This window comes from Psychroflexus tropicus DSM 15496, from assembly GCF_000378765.1.
In the GTDB taxonomy this organism is placed as follows: domain Bacteria; phylum Bacteroidota; class Bacteroidia; order Flavobacteriales; family Flavobacteriaceae; genus Psychroflexus; species Psychroflexus tropicus.
Genome location: NZ_KB905342.1, coordinates 75,593 through 90,112, shown reverse-complemented (window position 1 = coordinate 90,112; position 14,520 = coordinate 75,593). Strand labels below are relative to the sequence as shown.

The 14,520-nt window shown below is 36.0% G+C and carries 11 protein-coding genes; 7 read left to right on the top strand and 4 right to left on the bottom strand.

Annotated elements, in window-relative coordinates; all coding sequences use genetic code 11:
• Nucleotides 1-21 precede the first annotated feature (21 nt).
• Nucleotides 22-717 carry a CoA transferase subunit A gene (locus tag F598_RS0100400; protein WP_019037026.1) on the bottom strand — a complete coding sequence of 232 codons (696 nt, stop codon included), beginning with the start codon at nucleotides 715-717 and terminating at the stop codon, nucleotides 22-24.
• Nucleotides 718-883: 166 nt separating this feature from the next.
• Here F598_RS0100400 and F598_RS0100395 point away from each other — a divergent pair, with 166 nt between their 5' ends.
• Nucleotides 884-2,914, top strand: coding sequence for a thioredoxin domain-containing protein (locus tag F598_RS0100395; protein ID WP_019037025.1), 2,031 nt, complete (start codon nucleotides 884-886; stop codon nucleotides 2,912-2,914).
• 108 nt (nucleotides 2,915-3,022) lie between these two features.
• Here F598_RS0100395 and F598_RS0100390 read toward each other — a convergent pair whose 3' ends face one another.
• Both F598_RS0100390 and F598_RS0100385 read right to left on the bottom strand, forming a co-directional pair.
• Entirely contained in the window at nucleotides 3,023-4,048 is a 1,026-nt protein-coding gene (locus F598_RS0100390) for an isoaspartyl peptidase/L-asparaginase family protein (RefSeq protein WP_019037024.1), read from the bottom strand.
• 2 nt (nucleotides 4,049-4,050) lie between these two features.
• Nucleotides 4,051-5,037 carry a DUF1028 domain-containing protein gene (locus F598_RS0100385; protein WP_019037023.1) on the bottom strand — a complete coding sequence of 329 codons (987 nt, stop codon included), beginning with the start codon at nucleotides 5,035-5,037 and terminating at the stop codon, nucleotides 4,051-4,053.
• A 105-nt stretch (nucleotides 5,038-5,142) separates the two neighbouring features.
• Here F598_RS0100385 and F598_RS0100380 point away from each other — a divergent pair, with 105 nt between their 5' ends.
• From F598_RS0100380 to F598_RS0100370, 3 genes are all read left to right on the top strand, one after another.
• Nucleotides 5,143-7,890: a PAS domain-containing protein gene (locus tag F598_RS0100380; protein ID WP_019037022.1), complete on the top strand. Its 2,748-nt coding sequence runs from the start codon at nucleotides 5,143-5,145 to the stop codon at nucleotides 7,888-7,890.
• Between the two features lie 173 nt (nucleotides 7,891-8,063).
• On the top strand, nucleotides 8,064-9,263 hold the full coding sequence (locus F598_RS0100375) for a GAF domain-containing sensor histidine kinase (RefSeq protein ID WP_019037021.1): 1,200 nt from the start codon (nucleotides 8,064-8,066) through the stop codon (nucleotides 9,261-9,263).
• 115 nt (nucleotides 9,264-9,378) lie between these two features.
• Entirely contained in the window at nucleotides 9,379-9,780 is a 402-nt protein-coding gene (locus F598_RS0100370) for a response regulator (RefSeq protein WP_019037020.1), read from the top strand.
• On the opposite strand, the gene hflX is transcribed toward F598_RS0100370, so the two are convergent.
• The gene (gene hflX, locus F598_RS0100365) at nucleotides 9,773-11,014 is read right to left on the bottom strand and encodes a GTPase HflX (RefSeq protein ID WP_019037019.1); all 1,242 of its coding nucleotides are present in this window, start codon (nucleotides 11,012-11,014) and stop codon (nucleotides 9,773-9,775) included. The two genes, F598_RS0100370 and hflX, sit on opposite strands and share 8 nt — an antisense overlap.
• A 211-nt stretch (nucleotides 11,015-11,225) precedes the next feature.
• Here hflX and F598_RS0100360 point away from each other — a divergent pair, with 211 nt between their 5' ends.
• Genes F598_RS0100360 through F598_RS0100350 form a run of 3 tightly spaced genes read left to right on the top strand, consistent with a single transcriptional unit; the run spans nucleotide 11,226 to nucleotide 14,459 of the window.
• Nucleotides 11,226-11,609 (top strand): T9SS type B sorting domain-containing protein, encoded by a 384-nt coding sequence (locus F598_RS0100360; protein WP_019037018.1) that lies wholly within the window; start codon nucleotides 11,226-11,228, stop codon nucleotides 11,607-11,609.
• A gap of 28 nt (nucleotides 11,610-11,637) precedes the next feature.
• The gene (locus F598_RS0100355) at nucleotides 11,638-12,546 is read left to right on the top strand and encodes a PorP/SprF family type IX secretion system membrane protein (protein WP_026302419.1); all 909 of its coding nucleotides are present in this window, start codon (nucleotides 11,638-11,640) and stop codon (nucleotides 12,544-12,546) included.
• A gap of 17 nt (nucleotides 12,547-12,563) precedes the next feature.
• Entirely contained in the window at nucleotides 12,564-14,459 is a 1,896-nt protein-coding gene (locus F598_RS0100350; RefSeq protein WP_019037016.1) for an OmpA family protein, read from the top strand.
• Nucleotides 14,460-14,520: the final 61 nt, after the last annotated feature.

Here is a 14,520-nt window from a genome sequence, read left to right as displayed (position 1 = left end):
TTTTATTTCGAAAGTCAACACCTATGACTTTACAGTTCGTTGTTCAATTCGTTTTTCAAATTTTTCCCCTTTAAATATGCGTTGCACAAATATGCCTGGAATATGGATAAAATTTGGATCAAGCTCTCCTGGTTTTACCAATTCTTCTACTTCAACAACTGTAACTCTTGCAGCTCCACACATCAGAGGATTGAAATTCCTGGCAGTTCCTTTAAAAATGAGATTTCCCGCTTCATCACCTTTCCAGGCTTTTACAAAAGCAAAATCAGCTTCAAAGGCCTTTTCCATTATATGTGGCTTTCCATCAAAGTCTCTTACTTCCTTACCTTCGGCTATTTCTGTTCCATAGCCAGCTGGGGTAAAAAAAGCTGGAATCCCGTTTTGAGCAGCTCTGCAACGTTCTGCTAAGGTCCCTTGTGGAATAAGGTCAACTTCGAGTTCACCGCTGAGCATTTGTCGTTCAAATTCAGCATTTTCTCCAACATAGGAAGAGATCATTTTTTTGATTTGCTTTTTCTTAAGTAAAAGACCCAAACCAAAATCATCAACTCCAGCATTATTAGAAATACAAGTAACGTCTTTGACATTACGTCTGACCAGCTCTTGTATAGAATTCTCTGGGATTCCGCTGAGGCCAAAGCCACCAAGCATAAAGGTCATCCCATCTTCAACGCCATCTAAGGCTTCTGACACATTATTTACAGTCTTATTAATCATTATCTTTTAATTTAGGTTGAAAATACTGAATTTTGAAACGCTTTCCAATTTTATCAATAAGGTAAAACACATATTAGATTGCCATCATCATTCATTTTTTTACTTTTAAGAGGGAATTTATACGACATAGATTACTAAAGACCTATTTTCGAGAAAATGATTAGTTATGGAAGAGAATAAGAACCAACTTCAACATGCAACCAGCCCTTACTTGCTTCAGCATGCAGATAATCCTGTGCATTGGATGGAGTGGAGTCCAGAGATTCTAGATAAAGCAAAGCTTGAACAAAAACCAATATTGATAAGTATTGGATATGCAGCCTGCCATTGGTGCCATGTAATGGCCCACGAATCCTTTGAAGATGAAGAGGTTGCGGAAATTATGAATAAAAGTTTTATTTGTATTAAAATCGATCGGGAAGAACGACCAGACATTGATCATATTTATATGGAGGCCGCTCAAATGTTGACCGGTAGGGGAGGCTGGCCACTTAATGCTTTCGCCCTGCCCGATGGCAGGCCATTTTATGCAGCTACTTATTTTCCAAAAGATAACTGGAAGAAAGTGTTAACCAATGTTTCCAAAGCTTTCTCCAATAGTTATGATCAGCTTGAAGAAACTGCAGAAAAACTAACCGCAGGAATACAAAATGCTCAGGAATTTTCTTCTTTAGAATTAGACACGGACTTTAAAACTTCAAATTACCAAGATTTTATTGTATCCTGGCAGAAGTACATCGATTTAAAATCTGGCGGATTGAAAGGAGCTCCAAAATTTCCAATGTCTAATTCTTGGCAATTCCTCCTCCAATTTTATGACTTGACGTCAAATCCTTTTGCAGCAGAAGCAGTAACTATTACTTTAAAGGAAATGGCATTAGGTGGAATTTACGACCAGATAGGAGGTGGATTTTCAAGGTACGCTGTAGACGATCAGTGGTTTGCACCTCATTTTGAGAAAATGCTCTACGATAATGCTTTGTTGGTGAAATTATATGCTAGGGCTTATAAATCATTTCGTTATTCTCTTTATAAAAAAGTAATTCATGAGACTATAGAGTTTGTAAATAGAGAGCTTTCAGACCCTCAAGGAGGGTTTTATGCAGCATTAGATGCCGATAGTGAAGGTGAAGAAGGCAAATATTACGTTTGGACGTACGAAGAGTTATCTCAATTGCTTTCTAAAAAAGAATTACTGATAGTGAAGGAATATTACCACTGCACAGAAAAAGGAAACTGGGAGCCATCTAAAAATATTCTATACGCTAAAAAAACACCAGTTGAGCACGCAGAAGATAATGATCTAGAGGTGAGTGTATTTGAGTCAAAGCTAGATAACTTAAAGTCGAAACTATTTAGGTACAGAGAAGAGCGAATCAGACCAGCTTTAGACGATAAAATAATAACAGCATGGAACGCTATGATGATTTCCGGTTTAGTGAATGCCTATATAGCATTGCAACGTCAAGACTATTTAGTCCAAGCAGAGGAAGCTATAGAATTTCTCCTGAGGACCCGTCTAACCCGAGATAAAAAACTTTATAGAACGATTAAAAATGGAAAATCAATCGATGGGTTTTTAGATGATTATGCCTTTATGATTGAAGCTCTCATTGATTTATACCAAGCTACTTTTAAGCTGGATTATCTTAATAATGCCAAACTATTGATAGAAATTTGTTTTGATGATTTTAAAGATGAAGATATGGTAATGTTCCAGTATTCTTCAAAACAGGGGGAAACTCTAATTTCTAAAACTTTTGAAACTAACGATAATGTAATTCCAGCCTCCAACTCTTCTCTGGCAAAATCTTTATTTCAATTAGGTAAATTATTTGATGAAGAGCGCTACCTCAATGCCTCTAAAATGATGCTACTCCAGGTCGAGACCAAACTCTACAAGTCAGGACCTTATTTTGCGAATTGGCAAATCTTATATGGTTGGTTGACCTATCCTTTTTTCGAGGTTGCCATTATGGGTGCAGAAGCTCAAACCAAAGGGCTTCAGCTGCAATCTAAATCTAAAAACAACTGTATATTCCTGGGAGGAAAAGAAGAAAATCTAGAATTATTAAAGCAGAAATCACCGAAGAAGAGTTCAGAAACCTGGATTTACGTTTGTGAGAATAAAACTTGCCAACGTCCAACTCAGAATGTTGAACAGGCAAGAAATCTAATGAAAGTTAGTCATACTTAATTAATACATCTTTAGAAAATAATTAGACCTCTAAAATTCACATAAAGAACTTTAGAGGTCTGTTTTATCTTACAACATATATAGTAAACAGAGTCTACTAGTATTATATCAGTCTTTATACATTTTAATTTCAGTTTCGCCTTTTACATTTTTAGTAGCCCTAAACATCCCAGGGGTATTAAATTCCATAATCACTTTTCCGTTCTTATCTATACCTACAATACCACCGGTACCGCCTAAATCGGTTAGCTTTTTTTGGATCACCCTCTTAGCCGCCTGTTCTAAGCTTATGCCCTGGTATTCCATCATTGCAGAAATATCGTGAGCAACTACGTTTCTTATAAAATATTCGCCGTGACCTGTAGCTGAAATCGCACAAGTTTTATTATTGGCGTAAGTCCCAGCGCCTATGATTGGAGAGTCGCCAATTCTACCGTACTTTTTATTGGTCATTCCCCCTGTTGAGGTGCCTGCAGCTAAATTTCCATCCTGATCTAAAGCAGCACAGCCCACGGTTCCATACTTTTCATTACTTAGAAAGAACTCACTGGAAGAGATACCTTTTTCTCTGGCTTTAGAAGCCTCCAAGGCTCTTTTTCTCCTTTTAGTCATAAAGTAGGAATTCTCTACAAATTCTAAATCGTGAAGCATGGCAAATTCTTCAGCACCTTTGGCACTTAACATCACATGTTCCGATTCTTTCATGACTTTATAAGCCAAATTAATTGGATTCTTGATGTGTTGAACTCCGGAAATGGCTCCAGCATTCTTTGTTTTTCCATCCATAATCGAAGCATCTAGCTCTGCAATACCTTCAGCATTCAATACAGCTCCTTTTCCGGAATTGAATAATGGCGAATTTTCCATGACGTTGATGGTTTTTTGAACAGCTTCCAAGGCTGTTCCTCCTTCAGATAATATTTTGTGACCAACATCAATTGCTTCTTGTAGTTTCTCTTCATAGGCCTTTTGAAGAGAATCGGTCATGTTCTCTTTTTTGATGACTCCTGCGCCACCATGAATTACAATTCCAAATTTTGGAGTTTTAGGTAAGTTTTTTTCCTTGCTTAGTTTTGGAGAATCATGACAAGCAACGAACAGTAAACTGATTAAAAATAAGGTAATAGGTTTCATAGTTATAGGTTTAAAAGATAGTCTAGAGAGGATTTATCTAAAGTTATTAATTCTGAGTCAGGGAGTCGTTTTAAAAGCCTTTGCCAGCGTTGATCATTCCTGAACAAGCGCTCAAAAATAGGAACTGATAATTTTACCTGATCAGAATTCACTAAAGCTACAGCTTTCCAAAATTTTATTTCATTGTTATCTGGTAAAAGTTGTTCTGCAGCATTATAAGCTTCTAAGGCTGCTTCTGCATTTTTGTTTTCCATAGCGATGTCTCCTTTTTCCATCAACTTATAAGCTCTATGGCTATTGAGGAGCCTGGATAATTCTTCTACGGGAGTGTTATGGTCTTCAATTCTTAAATCAATTTTTTTATCTTCCCAAGGGTGCTCTGGAGTTTCATCACCTACAACAATAAGTGCAGCAGATTGTTTTCCTCTTATATCGCCACCACTTTCCTGTGCGGCTTTCATAGCTGCTACCACACGTTCTGCTAAGTCGAGGTGTTCATTTTCTTCGTAAGCTTTTCTCATCGCATATACTACATTTTTATTTTCCATCATATTGGCTTGAATACTGTAGTCCCTTTCAATAAGATGTAAAGCTGCTTCTACACATTTATCACCTGTGAAGGCAGCAATTGATCCATCATGAGACAACATAGCGACTTGTCTGTAAGCAGCACCAGAATCTTGGCTTTTGAGTTGTTTTAAAGTTTCTTCTGCAGATAAGCCTTTTTTCATGAGTTTAAGGCCTTCATACCCATATGCTTGGTTCACAAAGGATTGCGTAGCCACGACACCAACTCCAGATTCTCCCCAGGGCACAGACGTGCCAACCGAAAACCAATGGCTTTGTACGCCAACTGCCATGTCTCCTGTCTTTGGATCTTTAGCGATAATGGAAAAGGTATGAGCAAAGTCTTTAGCATTACCAGGTTTTTGAGCAAAATTTGTGGCACTAAAGAATAATGAGAGCAGTAATAGGTAAGAGTATTTCATATTTATTCTTTATATTAGAGGGTAAAGATTTGAAAACTTTTTGGTTTTTAACTTTAAATTTAAGTTCTTTCCTGCTAAGGTAAAACTAATCTAAAAACTCAACACATGTCACAAGGAATTTCAAAGTTACTTCAAGTACTGGATTGCTATGAAATGCCTACTTTTTTAGTGTCATATTTCAACAGTGAGTTATTGGTACAAGGGTGTAATTTAAAGTTTAAGGATTACATTTCGACGGATATTGAGGCTGAAATGCCGATAAAGTTAAACGAGTTTTTTGCAACGTTTTCGTCAAAAAGTGATGTCTTAAGTAAAAAAGTAAAAAAGCATTTAAACATAACTCAGAAAGATCAGTCCTCGACCTTTAGCTTCGATTTTAATGGTTCTGATCAAAGTCCAAGAGCTCATTTTAAAATAATGAATCTTACTTCAGGGGGTGTCAATTTATATCTTTTTCATCTCCGTACTCTTCAAAAGGAAGACAAAGACTTTCAAAGCGACTCCAGTCAAATTAGTTTTTACAAAAAGCTTTTTGAATCCTTACCCATAGGTTTAGGCGTTACCAGAATTGATGACGATTCTATAGTTTTTGCAAATCGAAGACTTGAAGAAATATACGGATGGCCTATTGAAGATATGAAAAATGTTTCTTCGTTTTTTAAAAGGGTTTATCCAGATAAAGACTATCGGGAAAAAATATCCAAAATGATTCTTGAGGATATTGCCTCAGGAGAACCTGAACGAATGAATTGGAAAAATATTACTATCACCACAAAAGGGGGTAAGCAAAAAGTTGTGAACGCCAAAAATATTCCGCTTTATGATGAGAATTTAATGATTTCTACAGTCTTAGATATGACCGATTCTTTTATAGCTCAGAAAGATTTACAGATTGCAAATGAAAGATTGGATAAAGCCTTCAAGGCTACTTCGGATGCACTTTGGGAATGGGAACTTAGTGAAGATGAGTTATATTGGGGGGACGGTTATGATCGTTTGTTTGGATATGATGTTAAGGGTAATAAAGTCTCAAAGGCATTCTGGGAATCTAAAATTCATCCTGGTGACTTCGATCCTTTTTTCAATAGTTTAAATGCTGCCTTAGAAGATAAGAATACTAGCAAATGGTCTTTTGTCTATAGGTTTTTAGATTCTGAGAATGAATATGCTAATGTTCGAGAAAATGTGATCATCATAAGAGATGATAATGGTGAGCCTATTCGTCTTATCGGAGCATTACAGGACATAACCAAAGCAATAAAGCGAGAGAATCATCTTAACCTTTTAGAAAAATTAGTTGCAAATGCCAGAGATGCTATTTTGGTCACAAAAGTAGAAAGTAATAGTTTTTTAGAGTCCGAAATTATATATGCCAACCCGAGTACAAAATCTCTTTTTGGTTTTGATGTGTCAGAACTTGTTGGAAGAACAGCGAAGTCTTTTTTGGTAACCCCCAAAAATGAGCCTGAGTTTGTGGAAATGGAGCAGCATTTAAGTCTGTGGGAATCTGTAGATAAAGATGTGTTAAGTCTTACAAGAAATAATACGGAATTTTGGAATAATGTATTCATTTCACCAATTATGGACGATGAAGGATGGTACACCCATTGGATGGTTGTGAACCGTAATGTGAACATAGAGCGTACCAATGTAGAAAAGCAAGAGCTGATTACCTTCACCCATAAAGCTTTTCAAGATGAAGGTCCTTTAGAAAATTCTTTCTGCAAACTGGCATTAAAGATGGAAAACCTTTTTAGAAATAATTTGACTGAATTCTGGTTAAAGGATACAAATTCAGAAAAATTAGAAAAATGCTTTAGATTCAAAAATGGTAAGCGGCTCGATGTAGATATCCAAAAGGAAAACACAGCGCATAAACATTTCTTGTCCTCTATATTAAAAAGTGAAAACCCTCTCGTGTCCTTACATGAACTTGAAAATGAAGCAAGTGTAAAATTGAGCTACGGCTTTAAAGTTCAAGATCAGTCTAAGGCTATTGGCATAGCTATTTTATGTTTTCCAGACACTTACTCTGAAAAGTCAACTTTGGATAAAATCTTTAATGAATTTTCCATCCAGCTTGGCACGGAATTATCGAGAAAACTTACGGAATTCAGGATAAGTTCTTTCTTTACCCATACGCCAGATATCTTGTTTATCATCAAAAAAGATAATCACATCAGAAGGATCAATCAACGTGCAAGCGATATACTAGGCTATAAAAAAGAAGAATTTTTCGAACTTGACTTCACGAATTTTGTGATTGAGAAGCATAAAGAGAAGTCCATAGAAATTATTGATAAAGCAAGAGAAAGTGAGGAGTATTTTTCAGAAGAAATAATCATGAAAGCTAAAAGTGGGAATAGAATTGATATGGACTGGACAGCTTTTAGTCTAAAAGGTAGCAACGAGATCTTTTGCGTCGCGCGCAATATTAGTGAGTACAAAGCAAATCTTAGAAGTTTGAAAACTCAAAACCAAAAATTTCAAATCATCAATAAGACTGTGAAGGATGCGATTTGGGATTTTGATTTGATAAAAAATGAGATAGAATGGGGAGATGGGCTTCAAAAGTCCTTTGGTTATGATCCCGATAATTTTGGAGTGGCAGGTGAGGTTTGGGCTGGAAAGGTGCATGAGAAGGATAGAGCAAAAGTCTTGAAATCGTTCAAATCCTTAATTTTGAATAAAAAAGAGAATAACTGGAGAGAAGAATACAGCTTCCAAAAAAACGATGGGACCTATGTCAATGTCCTCGACAGAGGGACCATCATAAGAGATGAAAACGGAAAAGCTATTAGAATGGTAGGGAGTATGCAAGATATTTCTGAATTGAAAAATTATAAAAAATAGAAGGTTACATGTGAATATTATATTTCAGAATTTTAGGTTTGCCAATATCCTAAAGAGTTTAAAAACGCGATCTATTTGCTAATTAAATGAAGCTATTATAAATTAAAAACAATTGAAAGGCGCATTTCTGATGCGAAAACAGATTTGAAGACAAATGCAAAGTAAACTTGCTTATGAAAAAACCACCTATTCCTCCAAATGAGCTGGAAAGGCTAAAAGAGCTAAATAGTTTTAAGCTTTTTGATAATCTTCCAGACGAAGATTTAGATTTGATTACTAAGCTTGCCTCAGACATTTGTGGTACCAAGGTATCATTGGTGACCCTCATTGATGCAAAACATCAATTATTTAAATCTAAATATGGAATAGAGTTAGACCACACCAGTAGAGACGTTGCTTTTTGTGCTCATGCTATAAATGATCCTGATAAAATGCTAATTGTGAATGATGCAAGAGAGGATGAACGATTCAAAAATAATCCACTAGTCACTGGACAACCCAATATTGCTTTTTATGCAGGTATGCCAATTTCCTCCAAAGGTGGATATGCACTTGGAACTTTATGTGTGATTGATTCTAAGCCTAAAGTTTTATCTACCTCACAAATAAATGCCTTGAAGAGCTTGTCAAAATTGGTTCAAAAGCTCTTTGAGTCGAGAAAACAAGCCTTAGAGCTTGAGCAAACTAAAGAGCAGCTAGACCTGCATAAAAGCCAGGCCGATGAAATAGCTTATTCTATCGCACATGACCTTAAAAATCCTTTAGATAGTATTCAAGGGTTTTTGGAGCTTCTTCAGCATGAAAGTGCTACTAAACTAGGAAAGGAAGCTATGGAGTATATCAATTACGCTAAACAGAGTACTCAGAAAATGACTGGCTTGATTTATGAAATCTTAGCCTTTGCAAAATTATCTAATACGACCATCGAAAAGGAAATGGTTGAAGTGGAGCCTATTATTCAAAATATTATTGATTTGAACCTCCCTATTATAAAGTCTGAAAATATTAGCTTGAAGTATAAAGATTTACCAAACGTAAGGACCTCAAAACTTTTGTTCTCCGTCATTTTGCGAAATCTTGTTGGTAATGCAATAAAATTTAGATCACCAGAGCGAAACCTTGTCATTACGATAGATGTGAAAGAAAGCAACAATGATTGGACGGTTAGCGTAAGTGATAATGGTATAGGCATACAGGAGCAAAGTCTTACAAAGATATTTAGACCGTTTTACAAAGAAGATAAGAGTAAAACTGATGGCGTAGGTATGGGATTAGCCACTTGCAAAAAGGCCGTCCTCAATTTGGAGGGAAACTTTGATGTTAAGTCTGAGTATGGAAAAGGAAGTTGTTTTAGTTTTACTATACCAAAATAACTTTAAAGAATAGAATAATGAAACTTTTGAGCCCTATGGCGTTAAACTATTTCGTCTAGCAATCATAAGCACAGAAGACCGACCGTAAGCAATAAATTTTTAAATGCGACCAGATATGAACGTAGAAGTTTTAAATGTAGATGATGATAAAATGGTACTTTTTATTCATCAAAAAATGATGGTCAACGCTCAATTTTGTGATTCACCAAAATCTTTTGAAGATGGGTATGAAAGTTTAGCCTATATTGAGAAAGAAAAAAATAATAACAAACATTTCATCATATTTTTAGACGTGAATATGCCAAAACTTGATGGTTGGGCGTTTTTGGAATTATTAGGAAATAAAGGGCTATCAAGTTATTGCTATGTATTCGTCATTACATCCTCAATAGATCACACCGATCAGGATAAAGCTGAAACTTATCCTGCTGTAATAGGTTTTGTGGAAAAGCCATTGAGCATAGAAAAACTTAAGAATTTAAAAACAATTGAAAAGCTAAAGCCTTTTTTTAATTGAATTTCTCATCGTTTTCTACCTCACCTGTATAGGCATCATATTCTGGATATAAAAAGTTGTTGTAAGGAAATCGAGTGATGTGTATATCTCTCACTGTGTCATAAACTTTTTTTCTGAATTCTTCAATGTTCTCTTTCTCTGTAGCAGAAATGAATAAAACATTATCGCCTTCTCTCTGCATCCAGGTTTTTTTCCATTCTTCTAAACTGTAGTGCTCATAAGATCGTTCTGTCATCAAATCTTCCTTGTCGTAGTGTTCTGGTTCATAGCTATCAATTTTATTGAAAACCATTATACAAGGCTTATCTCTAGCATCTATGTCATCTAATATTGAATTAACAGACTCTATGTGATCCTCAAAATTTTCGTGAGAAATATCCACGACATGCAAAAGTAAATCTGCCTCACGCACTTCATCTAAGGTCGATTTGAAGGATTCTACCAATTGAGTAGGAAGTTTTCTAATAAAACCTACAGTATCTGTGAGTAAAAATGGAAGATTTCTAATTACAACTTTCCTTACCGTAGTGTCTAGAGTCGCAAAAAGCTTATTTTCAGCAAAAACTTCACTTTTACTGATGACGTTCATTAGCGTCGATTTTCCAACATTGGTGTATCCTACCAAGGCAACCCTGACCAAGCTGCCTCTATTTCCACGTTGGACGGCCATTTGCTTATCAATAGTTTTAAGCTTTTTTTTGAGCAGGGTAATTTTATCTCTTACAATACGTCTATCGGTCTCAATTTCGGTTTCACCTGGTCCACGCATTCCTATACCTCCACGTTGTCTTTCTAGGTGAGTCCAGAGCCCAGCCAGTCTTGGGAGTAAGTACTCATATTGTGCGAGTTCCACCTGTGTACTAGCGTAACTCGTCTTGGCCCGTTGTGCAAAGATATCTAAGATGAGGTAGGTCCTGTCTACTACTTTACACCTCAAGATCTTTTCTATGTTTTTTTGCTGCGCAGGAGATAATTCATCATCAAATATAGCGGTGCCAATTTCATGTTCTTCTACATAATCTCGAACCTGCTCCAATTTCCCTTTTCCAATAAAAGTCTTTGGATGGGGAACATCAAGCTTTTGCTGAAATCTTTTTTTGACTTCACCGCCTGCTGTGTAGGTAAGAAATTCTAACTCATCTAAGTATTCCTTGGACTTTTCTTCATCTTGATATTGATTGATGATTCCAATTAGAACTGCAGATTCGTAGGTAGTAGTTTTAGCGTCTAGCATATAATAGTTTAAAGTTCAAAATTATGAAAAATACTTCAGTTCTATTCTTACTTTAAGATTTCAAATACTACATCTCACAGAGTATTAACGAAGACCTCCATAAGAAAAGCATTAGTAAAGCAAGGTTTTTTATTTTAACTTTTATACCTATGTTTGAATAGTTAATACTAAATAATTCTTTAAGTCGTTTATTCTATTAAATTAAGTTTTTATGAAACTCAAACCATACTTTATGGCCTTTAGTTGTCTGTTACTTTGCCTATCCTGCAGTTCAGATGACTTAAATAGGGATGAGATTTTGCAAAATGATTGCAGAATCACCCAAGGTATTTCTCCAAATCAGGATGGACTAAATGATAATTTTGATTTGTCTTGTCTTGCCGATCGCTCCGGAATATCCATACTGGAAATTTTTGATAGGAACGGTATTAAAATTTATGAGCAAAATGACTATAGAGATGAATTCATTGGCCAGACTGATGATGGAGAAGATTTGGTAACGGGCACCTATTTCTATGCTATTACTTTTGAAGCCGAAGATCCCGAGTACGGTACGTCAACAGAAGGCTCGCTTTACATAAACGTCGAACAATAATTGAAATAGTGAACAAAGAAATTTTTCTATGAAAACGAGATACTTATTTTTATTTGCTGCTCTATTGATGCTTGCGAGTTTTGATTTATCGGCACAGCAAGACCCTCAATACACCCAGTATATGTATAATATGAATGTGGTCAATCCAGCTTATGCAGGTTCTAAAGAAAATTTATCTGTAGGGGCCTTATACCGTAATCAATGGTCTGGCCTTAATGGTTCACCACAAACCCTAACTTTTAATGCCCATACTCCGTTGGATGAGAATTTTGGAGTTGGTCTTTCAGGTATCAATGATCAAATTGGACCCGTAGATCAAACAAACGTGTTTGCGGATTTGTCCTACACTATTGAGGTTGGTAAAGAAAGTAAACTTGCTTTTGGGATTAAGGCTGGGGCTACATTTCAAAGTATAGGATTTTCAGATCGTTTTTTTCAAGACGATATGGATCCTGCTTTTCAAGATGATGTGGACGAAACCTACGCTAGTGTTGGCGCTGGTTTGTTGTATTATACTGATAAATTTTACGTGGGCTTATCGGTCCCCAATTTTTTAAAATCTACCCACCTAGAGGTTAATAATACAGAATTTGGCTCTCAGGAAAGACATTTCTTTTTTACAGCAGGCTACGTATTCAATGTGAACGACAATATCAAATTGAAACCTTCAACGTTTGTAAAATCAGAATTTGGTTCAGCGATTTCATTTGATTTGAATGCAAACGTCTTATTTTACGATAGGTACGAGGTTGGTGCTTCTTATAGATATGAAGATGCCATAAGTGGTTTAGCAAGTGTGAGAGCGACTGATTGGATGCAGGTTGGTTTTGCCTACGACGCAACACAATCCAACCTTAATGAGCCTTCTTATGAAGCATTCATTATTCTGGATATATTCTTTAAGAAAAAGACTTATGTATCACCTCGTTATTTCTAATTTGAAATCATCTTAAAATGAAAAAAATATATATTCTTACTATCCTTTCTTTGGTGTTATCGATGAGCGCCTTGTCTCAGAATAGCGATACCAAGAAGGCAGATCAGCTTTTTAATCGTTTTGACTATGTAGATGCTATTGAAGCCTACGAAAAATTAATTCAAAAAGGGAAAGGGAATAGCTACGTCTATAAACAACTTGCTCTAGCAAATTACAAAACATCAAATTTCGAAAAAGCAGAGCAATTCTACAGACGCTATCTCAGAAGCAACAGAAATCCAGAAGCTTTAGATTATTATAATTATGCTCAAACACTTTTAATTAACGAAGATATTGATGATTATAAACAGGCAATGCTCGATTTTGTAGAAAAGGCCCCACAAAATCCAAGAGCTAAAGCTTTCATGGAAAATCCAGATTACCTAGAAGACTTACAAGCAGTCCCTCCAAGATTTCAATTGAATAAAATGAGCTTAAATTCAGATTATTCAGATTTTGGAGCTTATGAAAATGATGGGAGGCTATACTTTGTTTCCGCTAGAAACGAGTCTGGAAAAACTTATGGCTGGGACAACGAGCCGTCACTTGATATTTTTGTAGCAGAGAATGTTGGTGGAACATTCAAAGATGAAAAAGAAATCACAGGAGATATCAATACTCAGTTTCATGAAGGTACTATAGCAATTACCAAGGATAAGTCTACCATTTACTTTACAAGGAACGATTTTCTCAATGGCAACTATCGAAAAGATGATGAAGGGGTTAATCATTTAAAAATTTACAAAGCGACCTTGGTAAATGGGATGTTTCAAGATGTGCAGGACCTCTCTATAAACGACGTGTCGTTTTCTAATGCTAACCCAGCCTTAAGTCCTGATGAAAGCCAGTTATACTTCTCTAGTGACAGACCCGGAGGCTATGGCTCTTCAGATTTATATGTAGTAGACCTTAACGATGATGGGACTTTAGGCAATCCAAAAAATCTAGGAGGCATCGTTAATACAGAAGAAAGAGAAAATTTTCCTTTTATAGATGATGAAGGAACTCTCTATTTTTCCAGTGATGGCCACCTTGGTTTCGGTGGTTTAGATGTTTATTATTCTAAAAGAAGTGATGGAGATTTCTTACCACCACAAAACTTAGGAACTCCGCTAAATAGTAATGCAGACGATTTTGCGTTCACCTACAATGGGAACGTAGAAAAGGGATATGTATCTTCCAACAGAACTAAAAAGAAGGGAGAACGAACAGATAACATTTATAGAGCGAGTCTAATCTATCCATTGGAACAAACTTCGATTGTGGTGGAAGTAGTCGACGCTAAAACCGATAGACCACTGGGAAATGCTCAGGTTTTATTTTATGGAAATGATCAAAAGGAGGCTTCTCGAACTAGAACTGACTCAAATGGATTGAGTAGTCAATTCTTACCCACTGGGCAGGCCTTTGATTTACAGGTAAACATGACCGATTATGAGAGCTATTCTAGTTCATTGGTAATTCCTGACACTCAAATGTATATGAAAGTAGCTTTGGAGCCAGAAATGACAGCGGCAGAAGCCGAAATGCTAATTCTGCAGGAACGCATTTTCTTCGATTATGATAAGTCATCAATAACACCAGAAGCCGCACTAGAACTCGACAAATTAATAAGTATTCTAAATGAAAATCCAGAGTTGAACATAGCTATTGTGAGTCACACCGATGAAAGGGGTTCTAAAGCTTACAATATGAAATTATCTGAAGATAGAGCAGAAAGTACATTGAATTATCTTGTTGAAAATGGAGTAGAGTCTTCCAGATTATCAGCAGAAGGCAGAGGTAAAACTGAACCTATAAACGATTGTGAATTTGGATGTACAGATGAAAAACACGAGGAGAACAGGAGATCTGAATTTAAGGTGGTAGACTAGAATTCTAAATTGACTAAAAAAATCCCTTCAACTTTTGTTAAGGGATTTTTTTATATTTACT

Coding starts and splice junctions, on each gene's coding strand:
- F598_RS0100400 (WP_019037026.1), bottom strand. CDS start 717: ATGATTAATAAGACTGTAAATAATGTGTCAGAAGCCTTAGATGGCGTT.
- F598_RS0100395 (WP_019037025.1), top strand. CDS start 884: ATGGAAGAGAATAAGAACCAACTTCAACATGCAACCAGCCCTTACTTG.
- F598_RS0100390 (WP_019037024.1), bottom strand. CDS start 4,048: ATGAAACCTATTACCTTATTTTTAATCAGTTTACTGTTCGTTGCTTGT.
- F598_RS0100385 (WP_019037023.1), bottom strand. CDS start 5,037: ATGAAATACTCTTACCTATTACTGCTCTCATTATTCTTTAGTGCCACA.
- F598_RS0100380 (WP_019037022.1), top strand. CDS start 5,143: ATGTCACAAGGAATTTCAAAGTTACTTCAAGTACTGGATTGCTATGAA.
- F598_RS0100375 (WP_019037021.1), top strand. CDS start 8,064: ATGAAAAAACCACCTATTCCTCCAAATGAGCTGGAAAGGCTAAAAGAG.
- F598_RS0100370 (WP_019037020.1), top strand. CDS start 9,379: ATGAACGTAGAAGTTTTAAATGTAGATGATGATAAAATGGTACTTTTT.
- hflX (WP_019037019.1), bottom strand. CDS start 11,014: ATGCTAGACGCTAAAACTACTACCTACGAATCTGCAGTTCTAATTGGA.
- F598_RS0100360 (WP_019037018.1), top strand. CDS start 11,226: ATGAAACTCAAACCATACTTTATGGCCTTTAGTTGTCTGTTACTTTGC.
- F598_RS0100355 (WP_026302419.1), top strand. CDS start 11,638: ATGAAAACGAGATACTTATTTTTATTTGCTGCTCTATTGATGCTTGCG.
- F598_RS0100350 (WP_019037016.1), top strand. CDS start 12,564: ATGAAAAAAATATATATTCTTACTATCCTTTCTTTGGTGTTATCGATG.